Origin of the sequence: Micromonospora okii (assembly GCF_020884795.1) — a bacterium.
GTDB classification, from domain to species: Bacteria; Actinomycetota; Actinomycetes; order Mycobacteriales; family Micromonosporaceae; genus Micromonospora; species Micromonospora okii.
Window position 1 is genome coordinate 254445 of record NZ_BBZF01000017.1, and the last position, 19482, is coordinate 273926.

General features: G+C 75.0%; 24 protein-coding genes. 20 read left to right on the plus strand and 4 right to left on the minus strand.

Translation table 11 applies throughout. The features are described 5' to 3' along the window. Position 1 precedes the first annotated feature (1 nt). Genes LPU43_RS14835 through LPU43_RS14845 form a run of 3 tightly spaced genes read left to right on the plus strand, consistent with a single transcriptional unit; the run spans position 2 to position 2648 of the window. Complete coding sequence (locus LPU43_RS14835) at positions 2–1786, plus strand: potassium channel protein (protein ID WP_229400989.1); 1785 nt, start codon at positions 2–4, stop codon at positions 1784–1786. Positions 1787–1833: 47 nt separating this feature from the next. After that, positions 1834–2298 carry a hypothetical protein gene (locus LPU43_RS14840; RefSeq protein WP_373321717.1) on the plus strand — a complete coding sequence of 155 codons (465 nt, stop codon included), beginning with the start codon at positions 1834–1836 and terminating at the stop codon, positions 2296–2298. Next, on the plus strand, positions 2295–2648 hold the full coding sequence (locus tag LPU43_RS14845; protein ID WP_229400992.1) for a hypothetical protein: 354 nt from the start codon (positions 2295–2297) through the stop codon (positions 2646–2648). The genes LPU43_RS14840 and LPU43_RS14845 overlap by 4 nt, the downstream gene beginning before the upstream one ends. A gap of 11 nt (positions 2649–2659) precedes the next feature. Here the strand turns inward: LPU43_RS14845 and LPU43_RS14850 are convergent, their stop codons facing one another. Further along, the gene (locus LPU43_RS14850) at positions 2660–3433 is read right to left on the minus strand and encodes a phosphatase PAP2 family protein (RefSeq protein WP_229400993.1); all 774 of its coding nucleotides are present in this window, start codon (positions 3431–3433) and stop codon (positions 2660–2662) included. A 78-nt stretch (positions 3434–3511) separates the two neighbouring features. Here LPU43_RS14850 and LPU43_RS14855 point away from each other — a divergent pair, with 78 nt between their 5' ends. Then, complete coding sequence (locus LPU43_RS14855; RefSeq protein ID WP_229400995.1) at positions 3512–4735, plus strand: DUF4032 domain-containing protein; 1224 nt, start codon at positions 3512–3514, stop codon at positions 4733–4735. Between the two features lie 61 nt (positions 4736–4796). On the opposite strand, the gene nagA is transcribed toward LPU43_RS14855, so the two are convergent. From nagA to LPU43_RS14870, 3 genes are read right to left on the minus strand one after another with little or no spacing between them, the layout of a single operon-like run. After that, positions 4797–5906: an N-acetylglucosamine-6-phosphate deacetylase gene (nagA, locus tag LPU43_RS14860; RefSeq protein WP_229400996.1), complete on the minus strand. Its 1110-nt coding sequence runs from the start codon at positions 5904–5906 to the stop codon at positions 4797–4799. Beyond that, the gene (locus tag LPU43_RS14865; RefSeq protein ID WP_229400998.1) at positions 5906–6826 is read right to left on the minus strand and encodes an ROK family protein; all 921 of its coding nucleotides are present in this window, start codon (positions 6824–6826) and stop codon (positions 5906–5908) included. The genes nagA and LPU43_RS14865 overlap by 1 nt, the downstream gene beginning before the upstream one ends. After that, a complete protein-coding gene (locus LPU43_RS14870; RefSeq protein ID WP_229400999.1) occupies positions 6823–7752 on the minus strand; it encodes an SIS domain-containing protein in 930 nt (309 codons plus the stop codon). Before LPU43_RS14870 ends, LPU43_RS14865 begins: the two co-directional genes overlap by 4 nt. A 196-nt stretch (positions 7753–7948) precedes the next feature. On the opposite strand from LPU43_RS14870, the gene LPU43_RS14875 reads away from it, so the two are divergent. The 16 genes from LPU43_RS14875 (at position 7949) to LPU43_RS14950 (ending at position 19450) form a co-directional block, all read left to right on the plus strand. Continuing rightward, on the plus strand, positions 7949–8734 hold the full coding sequence (locus LPU43_RS14875; RefSeq protein ID WP_229401000.1) for a DeoR/GlpR family DNA-binding transcription regulator: 786 nt from the start codon (positions 7949–7951) through the stop codon (positions 8732–8734). Between the two features lie 240 nt (positions 8735–8974). Next, positions 8975–9898 (plus strand): ATP-binding cassette domain-containing protein, encoded by a 924-nt coding sequence (locus LPU43_RS14880; protein ID WP_229401001.1) that lies wholly within the window; start codon positions 8975–8977, stop codon positions 9896–9898. Beyond that, positions 9895–10914 (plus strand): ABC transporter permease subunit, encoded by a 1020-nt coding sequence (locus tag LPU43_RS14885; protein WP_229401002.1) that lies wholly within the window; start codon positions 9895–9897, stop codon positions 10912–10914. The genes LPU43_RS14880 and LPU43_RS14885 overlap by 4 nt, the downstream gene beginning before the upstream one ends. Before the next feature lie 205 nt (positions 10915–11119). After that, a complete protein-coding gene (locus LPU43_RS14890; protein ID WP_373321718.1) occupies positions 11120–11659 on the plus strand; it encodes a DUF3263 domain-containing protein in 540 nt (179 codons plus the stop codon). 89 nt (positions 11660–11748) lie between these two features. Then, on the plus strand, positions 11749–12717 hold the full coding sequence (locus LPU43_RS14895) for a hypothetical protein (protein ID WP_229401110.1): 969 nt from the start codon (positions 11749–11751) through the stop codon (positions 12715–12717). A gap of 251 nt (positions 12718–12968) precedes the next feature. Continuing rightward, positions 12969–13478, plus strand: a complete 510-nt coding sequence (locus LPU43_RS14900) for a GNAT family N-acetyltransferase (protein ID WP_229401003.1) — start codon at positions 12969–12971, stop codon at positions 13476–13478. A 280-nt stretch (positions 13479–13758) separates the two neighbouring features. Beyond that, positions 13759–14367: a hypothetical protein gene (locus LPU43_RS14905; protein ID WP_229401004.1), complete on the plus strand. Its 609-nt coding sequence runs from the start codon at positions 13759–13761 to the stop codon at positions 14365–14367. A gap of 2 nt (positions 14368–14369) precedes the next feature. Next, a complete protein-coding gene (locus LPU43_RS14910) occupies positions 14370–15587 on the plus strand; it encodes an SRPBCC family protein (protein ID WP_229401006.1) in 1218 nt (405 codons plus the stop codon). Next, positions 15584–16018 carry a gas vesicle protein GvpJ gene (gvpJ, locus tag LPU43_RS14915; protein ID WP_229401007.1) on the plus strand — a complete coding sequence of 145 codons (435 nt, stop codon included), beginning with the start codon at positions 15584–15586 and terminating at the stop codon, positions 16016–16018. The genes LPU43_RS14910 and gvpJ overlap by 4 nt, the downstream gene beginning before the upstream one ends. A gap of 1 nt (position 16019) precedes the next feature. Next, entirely contained in the window at positions 16020–16775 is a 756-nt protein-coding gene (locus tag LPU43_RS14920) for a GvpL/GvpF family gas vesicle protein (protein ID WP_229401008.1), read from the plus strand. A gap of 3 nt (positions 16776–16778) precedes the next feature. Next, positions 16779–17159: a gas vesicle protein GvpG gene (locus LPU43_RS14925; protein ID WP_229401009.1), complete on the plus strand. Its 381-nt coding sequence runs from the start codon at positions 16779–16781 to the stop codon at positions 17157–17159. After that, the gene (locus LPU43_RS14930; RefSeq protein ID WP_229401010.1) at positions 17156–17494 is read left to right on the plus strand and encodes a gas vesicle protein GvpO; all 339 of its coding nucleotides are present in this window, start codon (positions 17156–17158) and stop codon (positions 17492–17494) included. Before LPU43_RS14925 ends, LPU43_RS14930 begins: the two co-directional genes overlap by 4 nt. Position 17495: 1 nt before the next feature. After that, the gene (locus LPU43_RS29035; RefSeq protein WP_229401011.1) at positions 17496–17870 is read left to right on the plus strand and encodes a gas vesicle protein; all 375 of its coding nucleotides are present in this window, start codon (positions 17496–17498) and stop codon (positions 17868–17870) included. Further along, the gene (locus LPU43_RS14940; protein ID WP_229401012.1) at positions 17854–18702 is read left to right on the plus strand and encodes a GvpL/GvpF family gas vesicle protein; all 849 of its coding nucleotides are present in this window, start codon (positions 17854–17856) and stop codon (positions 18700–18702) included. Before LPU43_RS29035 ends, LPU43_RS14940 begins: the two co-directional genes overlap by 17 nt. Next, entirely contained in the window at positions 18696–19046 is a 351-nt protein-coding gene (locus LPU43_RS14945; RefSeq protein WP_229401014.1) for a gas vesicle protein, read from the plus strand. The genes LPU43_RS14940 and LPU43_RS14945 overlap by 7 nt, the downstream gene beginning before the upstream one ends. Next, the gene (locus LPU43_RS14950; RefSeq protein WP_229401015.1) at positions 19043–19450 is read left to right on the plus strand and encodes a gas vesicle protein K; all 408 of its coding nucleotides are present in this window, start codon (positions 19043–19045) and stop codon (positions 19448–19450) included. Before LPU43_RS14945 ends, LPU43_RS14950 begins: the two co-directional genes overlap by 4 nt. Positions 19451–19482: the final 32 nt, after the last annotated feature.

Sequence of the window (19482 nt, forward strand, 5' to 3'; positions counted from 1 at the left end):
CATGGCGGAGCCCCTGCGTGACCGCGCGCGCCGCGCGACCGGGTGGCGGCTGCGGATGAACGGGGAGACCCGCCCGCACTACGTCGTCTGCGGGTCGGACCCACTGGCGTACTGGGTGGTGCGGGCGCTGCTCGCCACCGAGCTGGACAGCGGCCGGATCCGGATCACCCTCGTGGTGCCCGAGCGGCGCCGCTCCGACGGCCCCGACGGCCGGGACGTCGAGGGCATCCAGGTGGTCCGCGCCGACCGGCTCGACGAGGCCACGTTCCGCCGGGCCGGGCTGGCGGGCGCGCACGGACTGGCCCTGCTGCACCAGGACGACGTGGGCAACATGCACGCCGCGCTCTGCGCGCAGGAGGTGGAGCCCCGGCTGCGACTGGTGGTGCGGATGTTCAACACCAGCCTGGCCAACGGGGTGCGGCGGCTCTTTCCCGACTCGGCGGTGCTCTCCGACGCGTCGATGGCCGCCCCGGCGTTCGTGGCCGCCGCGCTGGGCGAGGTCGCCCCGACCCACTTCCGGCACGGCGGGCGCACCCTCTACGTGGCCCGCCGCGCCGACGTACGCCCGGAGACCGTGGTGTGCGGGGTGGCCGACACCAGCGACCCGGCCCGCGCCCGGCTCCTGCCCGCCGACGAGGCGACCGCCGACCTGGTGCTGGCGGAGGCGGCCGGGCAGCCGCCCGGAACCGAGCTGGCGGCCCGCCGGCTGGCCCGCGCCCGGCGTCGCCGCCGGCCGCTCACGATGCTGCTCCGGGCGGTCCGCAGCTTCGCCACCCGCAAGATCGGCATCGCGGTGCTGGTGCTGCTCGGGGTCATCGCCACGCTGGGCTGGCTCAACGCCCGCGCGACCCGGGTGGGCTGGGGGGACGCGCTCTACCTCACCCTGGTCACCACGCTCACCGGCGAGGACCCGGACGTCAACAAGCCCGTCGCCGCGCAGGTCATGCAGGTGGTGCTCAACCTGGCCGGGCTGGCGCTGCTCCCGCTGATCACCGCCGTGGTGGTCGACGGGGTCGTCAACGCCCGGCTGGCCCTGCACACCGGCCGCATCCAGCCCCAGCGGTCCGGGCACGTCGTGGTCGTCGGGCTGGGCAACATCGGCACCCGGGTGATGGCCCAGCTCCATGACTTCGGCGTCGAGGTGGTGGCCATCGACCGGACCCCGGACGCGCGCGGCGCCTCGCTGGCGCACCGGCTCGGCGTGCCGCTGCTGGTCGGCGACGCGGCGCGGGAGGAGACGCTGCGGTCGGCGTCCGTGCAGACCTGCCAGGCCCTCGTGGTGGTCTCCACCGACGACGGGGTCAACCTGCGGGCCGCGCTGAACGCCCAGGTGCTCAACCCGGACGTGCGGGTGGTGCTGCGACTCTTCGACGGCGACTTCGCCGAGCGCATCCAGAAGGCGTTCGGCATCGGCATCTCGCGCAGCGTGTCGTACCTGGCCGCGCCCTCGTTCGCCGCCGCGCTGCTGGACCGCGCGGTGATCGCCACCATTCCGGTGGGCCGGCACGCCCTGCTGGTCACCGAGGTGCCGGTGGTCGCCGGATCGCCGCTGGACGGCCGGCCGCTGGCCGCCGTGGCCCAGCCCGGCGAGGTGCGCCTGCTCGCGCACGCCCGCGCCGGCCAGAAGGCCGACTGGTCCGCCGACCCGCGCCTGGTGATCAACGCCGGCGACCGCCTGACCGTGGTGGCCCGCCGGGCCGGGCTGACCGCCCTGCTCCGCGAGACCACCCCGCACCCGCCGGGCGCCCCCACCGGCCCGCCCGCCCCCAGGGCCACCCAGGAGTAGGCAGACCCGTCGGCGACTTCCACGGTAGTGTGGAAGTCGTGGCGGCCATGTACGAGGAACTTCCCTTCAGTGATTTCCTGCACAAACCCGTCGCCGGAGCGGACCGGCTGGAATCGGTGCGCGCCCTGCGCCTGCGCCGACGGGGTGGCGGTGACCTCGCCTTGACGCGCGCCGACCAGCTCGAGCGGGACGCGGTCGTCATCGACTTCACCGCCCGGCTGCTGGCCGGACTGGTCCGCACCCAGCCGTCGGACGCCGTGCGCCGGGTCCTCGGCGAGGCACTGCCGTGGGTGTCCTTCCTGCCCGAGTCCGACGTCGACGAGATGCTCAGCGAGCTGATCACGGTGGCGCAGGGGGCCGCGTCGCTGGAGAACCTGTCGCCCGTGGCGGTGCTGCTCGCTCAGTGGCGGCACACCGCCGAGGTCCATGCCGACCCGGCGCTGCTGGAGATTCTGACCCGCGAGCCGGCGGGGGACCTCGGCCCGGTGCCCGTGCCCGAGGGGCGGGAGTGAGCCCGAAGCGCGGGGACCGGGCGGCACCGCCCGCCATCGGGACGGAGTACGAACTTCGCTTCGCCGACTCGGCCGCCGCGGACGGCTGGGAGGACCTCGCCCGCCAGGCACCGGCGAACCTCCGGCGCGCGTACGAGGCCCTGCGGGCCGGCCCCCGGGCGAGGAACTCGCCGGAGCGGCAGCATCGCCTCAAGGGCTCGCTCGCGTCGGCCGTCTGGAAGGGGCAGGAGTTCGAGCGCTGGCAGTACGAGGTGACCGGCGGCGGGCGCATCTGGTATCTGATCGACGATGAGCGCCGTACGGTCTGGCTCACCTGTGCCGGCGTCGGCCACCCGCGCGAGACGGCCTGACGACGCGTCTGTCAGCGGACCGGGGTGGGCAGGGCGGGCCGCCTCAAGTCGCCCAGCCGGGCGGGCAGCGGCACGCCGTCCCACGGCACCCGGTGCAGCAGCCGGTCGAGGAGCAGGCCGAGCAGCAGCCCGGCCACCGAGTCGGTCAGCCAGTGCCAGCCCAGGTACGTGGTGGTGCAGAGCACCACGACGGGCGGGACCAGCCGGACCACGGTGACCAGTCGGGGCGGGACGGACCGGCCGAAGCCGGCCAGCAGCGGCGTCAGCAGCAGCGCGATCACCCCGTACCAGACGATCGCGTTGGCGACGTGCCCCGACGGGTACGACTGGGCGAACCGCACCGGCAGGTCGTGCTGGAACAGCGGCAGCGTCGCGTCGGGGGAGAGGAACGGCTCCTTCACGCTGGCGCTCGGCGCGGGCCGGGCGGTCCAGACCTTCAGCGGGCCGATCGTGAGGTAGGTGAGCACGAAGGCGACCGCCGGCGGCAGCACCGGGCGCACCGACCGGGCCCGGACGGCCAGCAGCACCCCCATGCCCAGCGCGATCAGCGTCAACGGGGTGCCCTGGCCGAGATAGTTGAAGACGACCGCGAGCCAGTACGCCGCCGTGGGCCGGTGCGCCTCGGCCCAGTCGGCCACCGCCCGGTCGACGCCGAAGAGGCGGTCGGCGGCGAGCGCGGCCGTCAACCCGACCAGGGCGGCGAGCAGCAGCGCGTCCCACCACCAGCCGGCCGGCCGTACCGTCCTGAGCTGCGCCTTCCGCCGTACCGCCTGGGTTTCCCGCACGCGGACACGCTACCGGCCCGCCGGGCGGCGGTTGTGGGGCGAGCCACGAAGGGGAGCGTTCGACGGGGGTGAACCGTCATGCTTGTCGACGTGCGGATCACCTCTGCCCTCGTGGACCCGGCCCTGCTGGACCTGCCCTGGTCGACCCCGCTGGAGCGCTGGCCCGCCGAGCACCTGGTGGCGCTGCCGCAGGGCATCTCCCGGCACGTCGTCCGGTTCGTCCGGCTCGGCGGGTACGTCTACGCGGTGAAGGAGACCGGCGAGCGGGTCGCCGAGCGGGAGTACGACCTGCTCCGGGCGCTGGAACGGATCGACTTCCCTTCGGTGCGGGCGGTGGCCATCGTCGCCGACCGGCAGGACGACGCCGGGGAGCCGCTGGACCCGGTGCTGATCACCCGGCACCTCCAGTTCTCGCTGCCGTACCGGGCGCTCTTCTCGCACACCCTGCGCTCGGAGACGATGGGCCGGCTGCTCGACGCGCTGGCCGCCCTGATCGTGCGGATGCACCTGACCGGCTTCTTCTGGGGCGACTGCTCGCTGTCGAACACCCTGTTCCGGCGGGACGCCGGCGCGTTCGCGGCGTACCTCGTGGACGCGGAGACCGGGGCCCTGCGCCACTCGCTCTCCAACGGACAGCGCGGCGAGGACCTGGAGATCGCCCGGGTCAACATCTTCGGCGAGGCGCTCGACCTCCAGGCCGCCGGGCTGCTGCACGAGTCCATCGACCCCGAGGTGGTGTGCGAGGAGGTCGTGCAGCGCTACGAGCGCCTCTGGCACGAGATCACCTACGAGCAGCAGATCGAGCGGGAGGCCCGGCACGACATCGAGGGCCGCATCCGCCGCCTCAACGAGCTGGGCTTCGACGTGGCCGAGGTGGCGATGTCGACCATCGCCGACGGGCGCTACCTGGTGCGACCCAAGGTGGTCGACGCGGGGTACCACCACCGCCGGCTGCTCCGCCTGGCCGGGCTGGACGCCGAGGAGAACCAGGCCCGCCGGCTCCTCAACGACCTGGACGCCTACCGGGCGGAGAGCGACCTGACCGACGAGCAGCAGGCCGCCCACCGCTGGCTCACGGAGGTCTTCGAGCCGGTGGTGCGGGCGGTGCCGGCGCACCTGCGCCGCAAGCTGGAGCCGCAGGAGCTGTTCGCGCAGATCATCGAGCACAAGTGGCTGCTGTCGGAGAAGGCCGGCCGCGACGTCGGCATGGGGCCGGCCGTGCAGTCGTTCCTCTCCGACGTGCTGGTGCACCGCCCCGACGAGCAGGCCGTCCTGGGCGTCGAGGTCGACGCCCTGAGCTGACGGCGTTCCGGCGGGGCGCTGCTGCCGAGTGCCCGGCCGGGGCCTGCGACCCCGACCCGGGTCACTCCACCCAGGCGCCGCCGCGCATCACGCGGATCACGTTCAGGTCGTCGTCGAGGACGACCAGGTCGGCCCGGAGCCCGACCTGGAGCGCGCCGACCCGGTCGCCGAGGCCGATGGCGCGGGCCGGGGTGGTGGCCAGCATCCGGCAGGCGTCGGCCATCGGGATGCCGGCCCCCACGGCCTGCCGCAGGGCGGCGTCCATGGTGAGGGTGCTCCCGGCGATGTTCCCGCCCTCGGCCAGCCGGGCCCCCCCGTCGGCCACGATGACGCGCTGGCCGCCCAGCTCGTACTCGCCGTCGGGCATTCCGGCGGCGGCCATCGCGTCGGTGATCAGGGCGGCCCGCTCGGGGCCGACGGTCGAGGTGGCGAAGGCGAGCATCCCGTCGTGCAGGTGCACCCCGTCCGCGACCAGCTCGCAGACCACGTTCGGGGCGTCCAGCAGGGCCACCACCGGGCCGGGCTCGCGGTGGTGCACCGGGCGCATGCCGTTGAACAGGTGGGTGGCGACGCTCGCGCCGGCCGCCACGGCGGCGCGGGTCTGCTCGTACGTGGCGTCGGTGTGGCCGACCGCGGCGACGACCCGGTGGCCGGCGAGCAGTTTGATGGCCTCCAGCGCGCCGTCGCGCTCCGGGGCCAGGGTGACCATGCGGAGCGCGCCGCCGCCCAGCTCGATCAGCGCGGTCAGCTCGTCGGTCGACGGGTCGCGCAGGAACTTCGGGTTCTGCGCGCCGCAGCGGACCGCCGAGAGGTAGGGCCCCTCGAAGTGGACGCCCGCCAGCACGCCCGACTCGACGAGCGGCCGGAAGGCGGCGGTGGCGTCCCGCATCAGCTCGTACGGGGAGCTGACCAGGCTGGCCAGCAGCGTGGTGGTGCCGTGCCCCAGGTGGAACGCCGCCGCCTGCCGGGCCGACTCGGCGTCGCCCGTGGTGAAGGTGTGCCCGCCGCCGCCGTGGGTGTGCATGTCCACGAAGCCCGGCACGATCCAGTGCCCCTCGCGCGCCGACGGGTACTCGGCGACGGCGGTGATCCGGTCGCCGTCCAGCTCCACGCAGCCCTGCCGGATCACGCCGGTCGGGGTCACCACCTTGCCGTTCACCCGCAGGGTCATCACTTCTCCAGACTGTCGAGGGCGAGCAGGGCGGCGCCGAGGCAGCCGGCCTCGTCGCCGAGGGCCGCCGGGACCAGGCGCGGCTCCCGGTGGAAGGTCATCCGCTCGTGCAGCGCGGCGCCCAACGGGTCGAAGAGGCGGGGGCCGGCCTGGGCCAGGCCGCCGCCGATCACGACGGTCTCCACGTCGAACAGCGCCTGAACGCTGGCCAGCCCGTCGGCCAACGCCTCGACGGCCTCCGCCCAGACCCGCCGGGCGGCCGACTCACCGGCGGCGGCCCGGTCGGCCACCTCGGCGGCGGTCGCGGCCGTGCCGGCCAGCTCGGCGTACCGGCGGGCCACCGCCCCTGCCGAGGCCACCGCCTCCAGGCAACCGGGGCGACCGCAGCCGCAGAGGGGGCCGCCGGGGCGTACCAGGATGTGGCCGAACTCCCCAGCGGCGCCGTGCGCGCCGACGGCGGCCGACCCGTCGACCACGTGCGCGGCGGCGATGCCGGTGCCGATCGCGACGAAGAGCACGTGCCCGGTGCCCCGGCCCGCGCCGAGCCGGGCCTCGGCCAGGCCGCCGACGCGCACGTCGTGGCCGAGCGCCGTCGGCAGCCCGAGCCGCGCCACCGCCAGGTCCCGCAGCGGTACGTCCCGGAAGCCGATGTTCGCCGACCAGACGGCCACCCCGGCGGCCTGGTCGACGACGCCGGGCACGGCGATGCCGAGCGCCACCGGGTTGAGCCCGTCGGCCCGCGCCTTGCCGGCCAGCCCTGCGGCGATGTCGAGGATCGACTCGACCACCGCGTCCGGGCCCCGCTCCGCGCCGGTGGGGTGACGTTCGGTGCGCACGACTGTCCCGTCCGGGCGGACCAGGGCGCACTTCATCCCGGTGCCGCCCACGTCCACCGCGACGACGACGTCGTTTGCGCTCATGCGAGCACCACGGAGCGGCTCAGGTGCCGGGGCGCGTCCGGGTCCAGCCCACGGCTGGCGGCCAGGGCGACGGCGAAGCGCTGGGCGAGGATCAGGTCGGCCATCGGGTCGACCGGGGTGCGGCCGGCCGCCCAGCTCCCGAGGACGGTGCGGCAGCCGTGGGTGCGGCTGTGCGCGAAGGCGGCCCCGGTGGCGGCGACGTCCTCGGCCAGCCCCTCCGGGATGTCGCCGAGCGCCCAGACCAGCCGGCCCGGGGCGGCGATCGAGATGGGGCCGTGCCGGTAGTCCATGGCCGGGTAGGCCTCGGCCCAGAAGCTGGCCGCCTCGCGGCACTTGAGCGCGGCCTCCTGGGCCAGCCCGACCGTCCAGCCGCGGCCGAGGAAGGTGACCTGCTCGACCCGGGCCGGGTCGATCGGCAGCGGTGCGCGGACGGCGACCTCGGCGTCGGCGGCGAGCGCGCCGAGGTTCTCGCCGAGGTGCGCGCGGAGCAGGGCCAGGGCGGTGGTCGCGAACCGGGTCTGCACCACGGACCGCTCGTCGGCGAACGGCATGGTCACGGCGGCGGTGGCGAGCTCCACGGCGGGAGAGCCGGGGTCGCCGACGAGCACGGTGGCGGGGCACCGTCCGCGCAGCGCGGCGAGCAGCTCCAGCACCTCGGTGGTGGTGCCGGAGCGGGTGATGGCGATGAGCCGGTCGTAGCGGCGGCCGAGGGGGAACTCGGAGGCCTGGAAGGCGTCGGTCTCGCCGTGGCCGGCGGCCTCGCGGAGCCCGGCGTACGCGGCGGCCATGAACCACGACGTGCCGCAGCCGACCACGGCGACCCGCTCCCCGGCGCTCGGCAGGTGTGCGGCGACCGTGGGGGCCAGTATCGCGGCCTCCCGCCAACAGTCGGGTTGACTCGCGATCTCCGAGTGGACGAAAGCCATGAGAACTCCTCGCCGGGAGGCCGTGCGCAATACGGCGCAATACCGCCGTCTTTCGAGCGATATTCTGCGCGAAACCTCGCGGCCCTGGCAACCGGCGGCCGGATCGCGCAGCCCACTATTTTGCACCTTGGCAGTTTCGCGCACTACTGTGCACGCAATCAATCACCGTTCGTGCAGAGTCAGTGGAGGCCCCGCGGTGGACCGGTACGCCCGATGGAACGCGCTGCTGGAGATGCTGACCGACAGCGGGCGGGTGAGCGTCGAGGAGGCCGCCGCCCGGCTCGACGTCTCCCAGGCCACCATCCGCCGCGACTTCGACCAGCTCGCCCAGCAGCAGATGATCACCCGCACCCGGGGCGGCGCGGTGGCCAACGGCGTCTCGTACGACCTGCCGTTGCGCTACAAGACCGCCAAGCACTCGGCCGAGAAGCAGCGGATCGGGGCCGCCGCCGCCGCGCTGGTCAACCCGGGCGCCGTGGTCGGGCTCAACGGCGGCACCACCAGCACGGAGGTGGCCCGGGCCCTCGCCGTCCGGCCGGACCTGAACACCAGCGCGGAGGGCGCCCAGCTCACCGTCGTCACCAACGCCCTCAACATCGCCAACGAGCTGCTGGTCCGCTCCCGGATGAAGGTGGTGGTGGCCGGCGGGGTGGTGCGGCCCAAGTCCTTCGAGCTGGTCGGCCCCCTCGGCGGGGCGCTGCTGCGCGAGGTCACCCTGGACGTCGCCCTGCTGGGCGTGGACGCGATCGACCCGCAGCTCGGGGCCGCCGCCCACCACGAGGGCGAGGCGGCGATGAACAACCTGATGGTGGCCCGCGCCAAGCGGGTGGTGATCATCGCGGACTCGTCCAAGCTGGGCGGGCACGCGTTCGCCCGGATCTGCCCGGTGGACCGGGTGGAGACGCTGGTGACCGACTCCGGCGCGGCCCCCGAGGTGGTCGAGGCGTTCCGCGCCGGCGGCGTCCACGTCATCTGCGCCTGAGGTGTGTAAGGAAGGGCACCCTGTCAACGCCTGAGGTGGAGAAGGGCACCCCTCTCACCACTCCCCGACACGCGGATGCATACCGGGTATTGCCTCCGGCTGCATACCGCGTATGGTGTGCGACGTCACCGCACCCATCGGGGGAGGCGCAGCTTGTCCGCTGTCCTGGAAATCGAAGGTCTACGTAAGACATACAAGAGTCGACGACGAGGCGTCCGGCACGCCCTCGACGGCTTCGACATGCGGGTCGAGCAGGGGCAGGTGCACGGCTTCCTCGGCCCCAACGGGTCGGGGAAGACCACCACCCTGCGCACCCTGCTCGGCCTCATCCGGCCCGACGGCGGCCGGATGGCGATCCTCGGTCAGGAGGTGCCCGCAGCCCTCCCCGAGGTGGTCGGCCGGGTCGGCGCGATCGTGGAGAGCCCGCAGTTCTTCCCGCACTTCACCGCCAGGGACACGCTGTCGCTGCTCGCCGGGGCGGGCGAGGTGCCACAGAGCCGGGTCGACGAGGTGCTGGAGCTGGTCGGCCTGCGGGACCGGGCCGGCGAGCGGGTCAAGACGTACTCGCTCGGCATGAAGCAGCGGCTCGCGGTCGCCTCGGCCCTGCTCAAGGACCCGAAGCTGCTGATCCTGGACGAGCCGGCCAACGGCCTCGACCCGGGCGGCATCCGGGAGATGCGCACCCTCACCCGCGACCTGGCCAATTCCGGGATGACCGTGCTGCTCTCCAGCCACATCCTCGGCGAGATCCAGCTCATCTGCGACTCGGTCACCATCATCTCGCTCGGCCGCCGGGTCGCGTACGGGCCGGTGGACCAGGTGCTCGCCGAGCACGCCGGTAGCGAGGTGCGGGTCCGCCTGGAGGCGGTCGCCGACCTGCAAAGGGCGGCGGACCTCCTCTCCCGGGCGGGCGCGACGGTCACCGTCCGGCCCGACCACCTGATGCTCGCCGGGGTCGAGAAGACCGCCACGGTGAGCCGGGTGCTCGCCGAGCACAACCTGTACGTCAGCGAACTGACCCCGGTCACGGTCGACCTGGAGAGCGTCTTCCTGGAGCTGACCGCGACCGCGCCCGTGCCCGGGCAGCACCGCCAGGTCGACCAGTCCACGAAGGTCGGTGGCGCGGGCCAGCCCGACGCCGCCGCAGGAGGGTGGGGCGCGTGAGCCTCTATCGCACGGAGTTGCGCCGGCTGGGCAAGCGGCGCCTGACCCGATGGATGACGCTGCTCGGCGTGCTGGTGATCGGGGCGGTGATCGTCGGCACCTTCTTCACCAACCAGAAGATCGGCCCCGAGCAGCGGGCCGCCGCCGTGGCCGAGGCGGAGCAGCAGTACCAGGAACAGGTGACCCAGGCCGAGCAGGAGCGGGCCGCCTGCGTGCAGGCCAAGGCGTCCGGCCAGGAGACGCCGGAGGGCCGGTACCCGGAGGACTGCGCGGCGATCGAGGCGCCGCCGAGGGGGAGCATCCAGCCCGAGTGGTTCCTGCCCTCCACGTTCGACTTCCGAAAGGGCTTCGAGGAGACCATCGTCACGTTCACCGCGATCGTGGCGCTGCTCGGGTTCCTGGTCGGCGGCTCCTTCGTGGGTGCCGAGTGGAGCAGCGGCGGCATGATGAACCTGCTGCTCTGGCGGCCCCGGCGGCTGACCGTGCTGCTGACCAAGCTGGGGGCCCTGCTGACCGGGACGGTCGCCGTGACCGTCGCCGCGGCGACGGTCTGGACCGCCGGGTACTGGCTCGTCGGCACGCTGCGCGGCAGCACCGCGACGATGACCTCGGGCGCGTGGCAGTCGTTCGCGCTGACCGGGCTGCGCGGGCTGGTGCTGATCGTCGTCGCGGTGACCCTCGGGTTCGCGCTCGCCTCGCTGGGCCGGCACACCGCGATGGCCCTCGGGGCGGCGATCGGGGTCGCCGTGGTCGGCCAGTTCGGCCTCGGCATCGTCATGGCGATGGCGGGCGTGCGCTTCCTGGAGGCGTGGCTGCTGCCGACGTACGCGCTCGCCTGGATGCAGAAGAAGGTGACTCTGGAGGACTGGCAGTCCTGCAACGTCACCTACTACGGGGAGTGCAAGCCGGACACGCTCGACGTGACCTGGGGGCAGTCCTCGATCCTGTTCGCCGCCGCGCTGGTGGTGGTCCTGGGCGCGGCGCTGGTCGCCATGCGCCGCCGCGACGTCGCCTGACCGTCGCGTGCCGGGGCGACCCGGACCGCACGTCCGATGCGGTCCGGGTCGCCCCTGGTTAGGCTGGGGATCTCCTGGTCGGCGCGCCCCTGCCGGCCCCTCGCCCGCCCGCGTGAGGAGCGCCATGCCGCCTGCCGATGCCTCCCCGGCCGCCACCGACCGGCCCGAGCCGTCGCGCCCCGGCGAGGGGGGTTTCGGCGAGGGCGTGGGGGCCCCGGAGCGCGCGGGCGGCCGGGAGCGCGTCGTCCCGCCGCCCCGGTCCGCGCCCGAGTCCACCGCCCCACCACCGGCCCCGCCCGCGCCGGCCACGGCACCCCCGCCGGGAGAGCCGGTCACGGTGCCCGCGCCGGCCACGACGCCCGCGCCGGCGGAGTCAGCCGAGTCGGCCGCGCCGCGCCAGCCGGTCGTACCGGGTCAGCCGGCCCCACCGCCCGCGCCGGGCCAGCCGGCCGCATCGGTCGTGCCCGGCCAGCCGGCCGCGCCGGCCGAGTCGGCCGGGCCGGGCGTCGGTGCCGGCGGGCTCACCGAGCGCGAGGGGCGCATCCTCGCCTTCGAGCAGCAGTGGTGGCGGCACGCCGGGGCCAAGGAGCAGGCGATCCGGGACACCTTCGGCCTCTCCGCGACGCGCTACTACCGACTGCTCAATGCGTTGCTGGACAACCCGGCCGCGCTGGCCGCCGAGCCGGTGCTGATCGGCCGGCTGCGCCGCCTGCGCTCCTCGCGGGCCCGCAACCGGCGGCGCTGACCCGGCCCGTCCCGGCCGCGCCGCCCGCCCCGGCCGGGAATGTCCACGGCGGGGCGGGGTAGCCGCGCGGCGGCGGAGGGAGCGTGAGCATGGCGGCAGGGCACCGGAGCGTACCGGACGGGCAGGGCCGCGTCGGGCGGCCGGTCGCGGGCGGGCGGACGATCGCGGCGGCGGAGGCGGCGGCCGGGCCGGGGACCCGCGCCGGGTCGGCGGGGCCGATCATGCGGGTACGGTCGGCGTCCGCGCCGGCCCCCGGCCGGGCGGTCAACGAGGATCTGGCCTTCCAGTTCGGCCCCCTGGTCGGGGTCCTGGACGGGGCGACCGTGCCCGAGGGCTTCGACACGGGCTGCCGTCACGGGCCCGCCTGGTACGTCCGGCACCTCGCCGCCCGGCTCGGGCTGGCCGCCGCCGCGCGCCCGGCGGCCACCCTGGTGAGCAGCCTCGCGGCGGCGATCCTGGCGGTACGGGCGGACCACGGCGGCGAGTGCGACCTCGACCATCCGGGCACCCCCTCGTCGACGGTCTGCCTGCTGCGGTCCAGCGGCGACGAGGTCGACTGGCTGGTGCTCTGCGACAGCCCGCTGGTGCTCGACGTCGGCGGCCGGGTGGACGTGGTGGTCGACGACCGGCTGGAGACCGCGATGGTCGACCTGCGCCGGATGGCGGCCACCCTGCCGGAGCCGGCCGACGACGGCGACCGGGTCGACCGGTTCCGGCGGGCCGTCGGGCTGCAACGGGAGCGGATGAACCGCACGCACGGCTACTGGGTCGCCGCCGCCGACCCCGACGCCGCGTACCACGCGCTCACCGGGACGGTGCCCCTGCGCGGCCCGGGCGGGCTGCGCCGGGCCGCCCTGCTCACCGACGGCGCGTCCTGCGCGGTGGAGCAGTTCGGGCTCTTCGACTGGGCGGGGCTGCTGGACCTGCTCACCACCGAGGGGCCGGGCGCGCTCGTCGACCGGGTCCGCGCCGCGGAGCGCGACCGGCCCGACCGGCTGCGCCGGCACAAGCCGACCGACGACGCCTCGGCGGTCCTCTGCGAGTTCGACCCGGCGTGACCGGTCGCCGGGCCGGTGGTCGCCCCGACCACCGGCCGAGGTAGCGGTGACGCGCGGCCAAGACGGGCGCCGGCCGGGGGCGACGGCGCGCGACCGAGGCGGGCACGGAGGGGGCGACGGCGCGCGACCGAGGCGGGCGCGGACCCGGGGCGACGACGCGCGGCCGAGGCGGACACCGGCCGGGCGACCCGCCGGGGGAGCGGGACGCAAAGGGTGGACTCGGGCGGGTGCGGACCGGCAGACTGCGGCACGTGACTGGTGCGGTGCGGCTGGAGCCGGTGGAGGAGCGCAACCTCGAATCGCTGCTCTCGGTGGCGGTCGCCGAGGCCGAGCCGGACAACGTGATGCCCCCGGTCGACGCGCCCGCCGGGTGGTCGCACGCCCGCCGGGAGGCGTTCCGGGACTACTACCGCTCGGGTTTCCCGGGGCTCGACGGCCCGGCCCGCACCGCGATGTACGCGGTGCTGGTGAGCGGCGAGGTGCTGGGGATGATCCGGATGACCCGCCGAGCCGAGCCGGGGACGGTCGAGACGGGGATGTGGCTCGGCCGGTCCGCCCAGGGACAGGGCGTGGGTGCCGCGGCCCTGCGCGAACTGCTCAACCTCGCGGCGGCGGCCGGAATGCACACGGTCGTCGCGGAAACCACCCGGGACAACGCGGGCGCCATTTCCGTGCTTCGCAGATGCGGCGCGAAAATGATCGAGGACGGCGATGCCGTCCATGCGGAGATCAGTTTGGACGCCACCCCGCCCATTCTCTGAACCGGCGGCGGGAACTATTGCGTCCCGTGGCGGGAAGAGTGCCTTTCTGTCGCCTTCCGGCCTGCTCGTGAGGTAATCGACCCCACGTCCTGAGCTGCCCGGCCAGGTGGCCGGTAATTGCGTTGCGACGTTTCGCGGAAATGTCGCCGGGTACTGCCGGCCTGTCCGCTGAAAGCGGGACGTCCAGGCGGAGGGCCGCTGTCGCGCTGATCCCCGGTAGCTGTTTTCCGGCCTCTCCGAAAAGGGGCGTACCCGCCAGCCGGGGAGCTAAGGAGAACTGATGAAGAGCGGAACGCGAATCGGACTCGCGATGGGTTTCGGGTACCTCATCGGCCGCCGGAAGAAGCTGCGGACGGCCCTCGTCCTGGCCGCCGCCGTGGCGGCAGGGCGGGCCAGCCAGGGTTCCGGTGGGCTGCTGAAGCAGGGGCAGAACCTCCTCCAGTCGTCGCCCCAGTTGGGCAACCTCGGTCGCCTCGGCAGCCCGCTCGTCTCGGCCGGCAAGGCCGCCGCGACGGCCGCCGCCGGCAACGGCATCGACGCGCTGAGCGGCCGGTTGCGCGGCGGCGCGGACGCCCTGCGCCGGCGGTCGTCCGCCGCGTCGGGGGGCGACGGTGGCGGCGGGGACGAATCCGGCCAGAACCAGGGCCGTGACCAGAACCAGGGCCAGGGCCAGGGTGGCGGTGACCAGAACCAGGGCCAGAACCAGGACCAGGGTCAGAAGCAGAAGCAGGGCCAGGGCCAGGGCCGCGACCAGGGCCAGAACCAGGGCCGCGACCAGAACCAGGGCCAGGGCGGCGGTGACCAGAACCAGGGCCAGAACCGGAACCAGGGCCAGGGGAACGGGTCGGAGCCCGCGACCGAGGGCGCCGGCAGCCGGCGGGGGCGGTGAGCATGGCCGAGAACCTGAAGCCCGGGGGCCTCGCCGGCCGGGCCCGCGACCAACTCGGGGGCGAACTGCGCAATCTCGCCTCGGCGATCGGTGAGCGCGCGATGTCGGTGGTGACGGAGAAGGTCACGGGCGCGACCGGGCGGCTCAGCGAGTACGCCCAGCAGGGTGGCCCCGGCCTGATCGCCGCGGCCACGGGCGCCCAGAAGCTCGCCGAGGGCAAGTCCCCGGTGAAGGCCATGTTCCATGCCGGCCTGGCCGGCGGTAAGGAGAAACTGATGTCGGCTCTCGGCAGGGGCGGCAAGGGTGGCAAGGGCGGATCGAAGAAGCTCAAGGTCACCAACATCGTCGAGTCGATCGAGGTCGGCGTGCCGGTCCGGGTCGCCTACAACCAGTGGACGCAGTTCGGCGACTTCCCGAGCTTCATGAAGAAGGTCGAGAACGTCGGCACGGAGAGCGACGAGAAGCTGACCTGGAAGGCCCAGGTGTTCTGGTCGCACCGGACCTGGGAGTCGACGATCGTCCGGCAGATCCCGGACCGCCTGATCCACTGGCGCTCCAAGGGCCAGAAGGGCGCGGTCGACGGCACCGTCAGCTTCCACGAGCTGGCCCCCGACCTGACCCGCATCCTGGTCGTCCTGGAGTACCACCCGCAGGGCCTCTTCGAGCACACCGGCAACCTCTGGCGGGCCCAGGGCCGGCGGGCCCGGCTGGAGCTGAAGCACTTCGTCCGGCACGTGATGACGCAGACCGTCCTCGACCCGGACTCGGTCGAGGGGTGGCGCGGCGAGATCGAGGACTCCCAGGTGGTGCGGGACCACGAGACGGCCGTGCGCGAGGAGCAGGAGGAACGGGAGCGCGGGGAACAGGAGCCGACCGGCGAGGAGCACGAGGAGCAGGAGGAGCAGGAGGAGCGCGAGGAGCGGCCCGCCGGGCGTCGCCGCCCGGAGCAGCGCCGCCGCCCCCGCGACGAGGAGTACGACGAGTACGACGAGGACGAGTACGACGAGTACGCCGACGAGGAGGAGGAGGAGGAAGAGGAGCCGCCGCGCCGCCGCCGGCCGGAGCGGGCCCGCCGCCCGCAGCCGAGCGAGGAGACGCAGCGGGCCCGTCGGCCGCAGCCGAGCGAGGAGCCGGAGCGCCCCCGCCCGGCGGCCCGTCGACGCCCCGAGCCGCCCCGGCGACCCGTGGTCCGGCGTCGGCGAGAGGAGCGGGGCGAGTGACGATCGCGACGGGCGGCGGCGCGGGCGGCGCCCTGGAGCAGGGCGGCGGCGCCGGTGGGGGACTGGCCGACCTGGTGGAGACCGTGCTCGACAAGGGTGTAGTGATCGACGCCCAGGTCGTCATCGGGGTGATCGGCATTCCGCTCGTGGAGATCAACGCCCGGGTGGTCGTGGCGAGCATCGACACGTACCTGCGCTTCGCCCAGATGGTGGACCGGCTGGACATCTCCGGCGGAAAGGGCAAGAACGAGGGGCTCGGTGGACTGGTCGGGAACGTCACCGAGGCCGCGCAGGGGCTCACCTCCGGTCTCGGCGAGGCAGCCGGCGGGGCGGCCCGGGAGCTGGGCAGCGCGACCGGCGGCCTCACGGGGGCGGACCGGGAGGCCCCGCCCGAGCGGCGACCGCGCCGACGAGAGAACGAGGAGGGCTGAGATGGCCGACGAGACGGGCCTGTTCGTCTACGGCATCGTGCCCGCCGACGTGGAGCCGACCCCGGACGCCGCCGGGGTCGGCGACCCGCCGGGCGAGGTGGCGGCGGTCCGCCACGGCGAGCTGGCCGCCCTGGTCAGCGAGGTGGCGCTGGAGGAGCCGCTGGGGCGGCCGGCCGACCTGACCGCGTACCAGGAGCTGCTGGACGGGACGGCGGCCGTCGCGCCGGTGCTGCCGGTGCGCTTCGGCACCGTGGTGACCGGCCCGGAGGCGGTGACGGAGATGCTCACCGCCCACCACGACCGGTTCGCGGCGGCCCTCGACGAGTTCGAGGACCGCATCGAGTACGTGCTGCACGGCCGCTACGACGAGCAGGCGCTGCTCGGGGAGCTGCTCGACGCCGACCGGGAGGCCGCCGATCTGGCCCGGCAGGTGCGCGGGCAGCCGGAGATCGCGACCCGGCCGCAGCGGATCCGCTTCGGCGAGATCGTCAGCCAGGCGGTGGAGCTGCGCCGGGAGGCCGAGAACCGGCACGTCCTGGACGCCGTGGGGCCGCTCGTGGCGGACAGCACGGTCCGACCGCCGAGCCACGAGCTGGACGCGGTGAACCTCGCGTTCCTGGTGGAGTCCGCGCGGGTGGACGAGTTCATCGACGCGCTGGAGGAGTACGCCGAGCAACGCCGGGACCTGATCCGGATGCGGCTGCTCGGCCCGCACGCCCCGTACGACTTCGTCTCCGCGCACGAACTGGCGGGGTGACCCGTGGACATCCTCTGGGCGCTGCTGACCTTTCCGTACGCCCCGGTGCGGGGGGTGACCGCGGTGGTGAAGGTGATCGCCCGGGAGGCCGAGTCCCGGCAGCACGACCCGGCGAACGTGCGCCGCGAGCTGGAGGCGCTCGACCGGGCGGCGGCGGCCGGCGACATCACGGAGCGGGAGCGGGACCGCGCCCAGCAGCGGATCCTCGACCGGCTGACGGGCACGGGCGGGCGTCGGGCGGGGCAGACGGGCGGGCGTCGGGCGGAGCAGACCGGAGGGCGTGTGGCCGGGCAGACCAGCGGGCTTCGGGCGGCGCAGAGCCCCGGCGGCGCGCGGCGGCGCAGCGGCGGTGGGGCCGGCAGACAAGGGAGGCGAGCGGGATGACCCAGGGACGGACCCGGGACGCCGACAGAGGCACCCGACGCGGGGAGCGTGACGACGAGGAGGAGGAGTACCTCGAACCGCTGTCGGCGGCCGAGGCGGCGCGCGAGGGGCTGCGCCTGATCGACGCCCTCACCAACCGGGAGGCGCAGGGCGTCGTCTCGCTGGAGCCCACGGACGAGGGCTGGCGGGTGGGGGTGGAGGTGGTCGAGGACCGCCGCATCCCCTCCTCCACGGACCTGCTCGGCCTGTACGAGATCGACCTCGACGTCGACGGGGAGCTGCTGGGCTACCGGCGGGTGCGCCGCTACCAGCGCGGCAAGGGCGAGGTGGGCTGAGATGACGAACCCACGCACCCCCTCGGTGGTGCAGAACTCCGGCCAGGTGCTGCCGGCCGGCCACGAGCCGGCGAACCTCGGCGACATCCTCGAACGGGTGCTCGACCGGGGCATCGTGATCGCCGGTGACATCCGGGTCAGCCTGCTCGACATCGAGCTGTTGACGCTGAAGCTGCGCCTGGTCATCGCGTCGGTGGACACGGCGCGGCAGATCGGCATCGACTGGTGGGAGCACGATCCGTGGCTCAGCTCGCGCGCCCGCCCGCCGGTGGAGCCGGGTTTCCGCGACCCGGAGGAGGTCGACGCCGAACGCCGACCCCGGGTGGAGCGGAAGGCCGCCGTGCGGGGGGAGGGCTGGGATGAGCTGGACCGCTGAGCCGGCACCGGGCGGCGCGGAGCCGGCCGGGGACGCCGCCGGGTGCTGGCTGCACGGGGTGACCCGCGAGGTCGACCCGGCGACGCTGGCCGCCGGGAGCGGGATGGACGGCGGGCCGCTGCGGGCCGTGTCGGCCGCCGGCCTGGTCGCGGTGGTGAGCGCCGCGCCGCCGGCCGAGTACGGCGAGGAGGCGCTGCGCCGCAACCTGGAGGACCTGGCCTGGCTGGAGCGGGCCGCGCGGACGCACCACGGGGTGGTGGCCGCGCTGTCCCGGGCCGGCGCGGTGGTGCCGACCCGGCTCGCCACCGTCTACCGCGACGAGGGGGGTGTCGCCCGGCTGCTCGCCGAGCGCCGGGCCGAGCTGGCGGCCACCCTCGACCGGCTCACCGGCCGCGCCGAGTGGGGCGTCAAGGGGTACGCGGTGCCGGGCGCGGCCGTCCGTGCCGCCGCCGCTGACGGGGCCGCGCCCGAGGGCGCCGGGGTCGCGTACCTGCGGCGACGTCGGGCCGCGCTCACCGCCCGGGACGAGGGGCAGCGAATCGCCACCGAGGCCGCCGCGACCGTGCACGAGGCCCTCGCCGGGTACGTGGTGGACGCCCGTCGGCACGCCCCGCAGGACCGCCGGCTCTCCGGCGCGGCCACCGCGATGGTGCTCAACGGGGCGTACCTGGTGGACGTGCCCGCCCTCGACGGGTTCACCGGCCTGGTCGCCGCGCTGGCCGGCCGCCACCCCGAGGTGCGCCTGGAACTCACCGGCCCCTGGCCGGCGTACTCCTTCGCCCAGGACCGCCCGGCGGAGCCGGCGCTGACCGTCCGGGAGCCGGCATGGTGACCACCGCCCTCGCGCCGAGCAGCGCGGACGACCCGCTGGCGTACCGGCCGGTGGCGCTGGTGGACGTGCTCGACCGGGTGCTCGCCAGCGGCGTGGTGGTCTCCGGGGACATCACCATCGCCATCGCCGAGGTCGACCTGGTGCGGATCTCCCTGCGGGCGCTGGTCGCCTCGGCCGGCGCGCTCGTCCGGCCGGAGCAGGAAGGGGCAGCGGGGCCGGGAGGTCCAGCGGGGCCGGGAGGGACGCCGGGGCCGGAAGGAGCGACACAGCCGGAAGGACCGCCGCAGTCGGATGGGACGCCGGAGCCGGTGGGGCCGTACCCGCCCGGTGGGGCGGCGCGATGACCGGGACGGGCCCCGACCGCGCCGGGGACGCCACGGCCGGGCCCGGCGGGATCGTCCGGTGGGACGAGGCGGGCGAACTGGTCGCCGCCCTCGACGTGTCGCAGTGGCGGGCGCCCCGGGTGACGCCGCTGGACCAGCGGCTCTCCGTGGACCGGGACTCCGTCGAGCGGGGGCTGGCCAGCCTCGTGCTCACCGTGATCGAGCTGCTGCGGCAGCTCATGGAACGCCAGGCGCTGCGCCGGGTCGACTGCGGCGACCTCACCGACGAGCAGGTGGAGCGGATCGGCGTCACGCTGATGGCCCTGGAGGAGCAGATGACCGGGCTGCGGGAGTACTTCGGCCTGGAGCCCGAGGACCTGAACCTCGACCTCGGCCCGCTCGGTCCGCTGCTGCCGACGGACTGACCGACCGCCGCCTCCGACCGGCCGCGCCGACG

Coding starts and splice junctions, on each gene's coding strand:
- LPU43_RS29035 (WP_229401011.1), top strand. CDS start 17,496: ATGACGAACCCACGCACCCCCTCGGTGGTGCAGAACTCCGGCCAGGTG.
- LPU43_RS14865 (WP_229400998.1), bottom strand. CDS start 6,826: ATGAGCGCAAACGACGTCGTCGTCGCGGTGGACGTGGGCGGCACCGGG.
- LPU43_RS14905 (WP_229401004.1), top strand. CDS start 13,759: ATGAAGAGCGGAACGCGAATCGGACTCGCGATGGGTTTCGGGTACCTC.
- LPU43_RS14950 (WP_229401015.1), top strand. CDS start 19,043: ATGACCGGGACGGGCCCCGACCGCGCCGGGGACGCCACGGCCGGGCCC.
- LPU43_RS14920 (WP_229401008.1), top strand. CDS start 16,020: ATGGCCGACGAGACGGGCCTGTTCGTCTACGGCATCGTGCCCGCCGAC.
- LPU43_RS14910 (WP_229401006.1), top strand. CDS start 14,370: ATGGCCGAGAACCTGAAGCCCGGGGGCCTCGCCGGCCGGGCCCGCGAC.
- LPU43_RS14880 (WP_229401001.1), top strand. CDS start 8,975: ATGCGGGTCGAGCAGGGGCAGGTGCACGGCTTCCTCGGCCCCAACGGG.
- LPU43_RS14895 (WP_229401110.1), top strand. CDS start 11,749: ATGGCGGCAGGGCACCGGAGCGTACCGGACGGGCAGGGCCGCGTCGGG.
- LPU43_RS14855 (WP_229400995.1), top strand. CDS start 3,512: ATGCTTGTCGACGTGCGGATCACCTCTGCCCTCGTGGACCCGGCCCTG.
- LPU43_RS14870 (WP_229400999.1), bottom strand. CDS start 7,752: ATGGCTTTCGTCCACTCGGAGATCGCGAGTCAACCCGACTGTTGGCGG.
- nagA (WP_229400996.1), bottom strand. CDS start 5,906: ATGACCCTGCGGGTGAACGGCAAGGTGGTGACCCCGACCGGCGTGATC.
- LPU43_RS14940 (WP_229401012.1), top strand. CDS start 17,854: ATGAGCTGGACCGCTGAGCCGGCACCGGGCGGCGCGGAGCCGGCCGGG.
- LPU43_RS14835 (WP_229400989.1), top strand. CDS start 2: ATGGCGGAGCCCCTGCGTGACCGCGCGCGCCGCGCGACCGGGTGGCGG.
- LPU43_RS14840 (WP_373321717.1), top strand. CDS start 1,834: ATGTACGAGGAACTTCCCTTCAGTGATTTCCTGCACAAACCCGTCGCC.
- LPU43_RS14930 (WP_229401010.1), top strand. CDS start 17,156: ATGACCCAGGGACGGACCCGGGACGCCGACAGAGGCACCCGACGCGGG.
- LPU43_RS14945 (WP_229401014.1), top strand. CDS start 18,696: ATGGTGACCACCGCCCTCGCGCCGAGCAGCGCGGACGACCCGCTGGCG.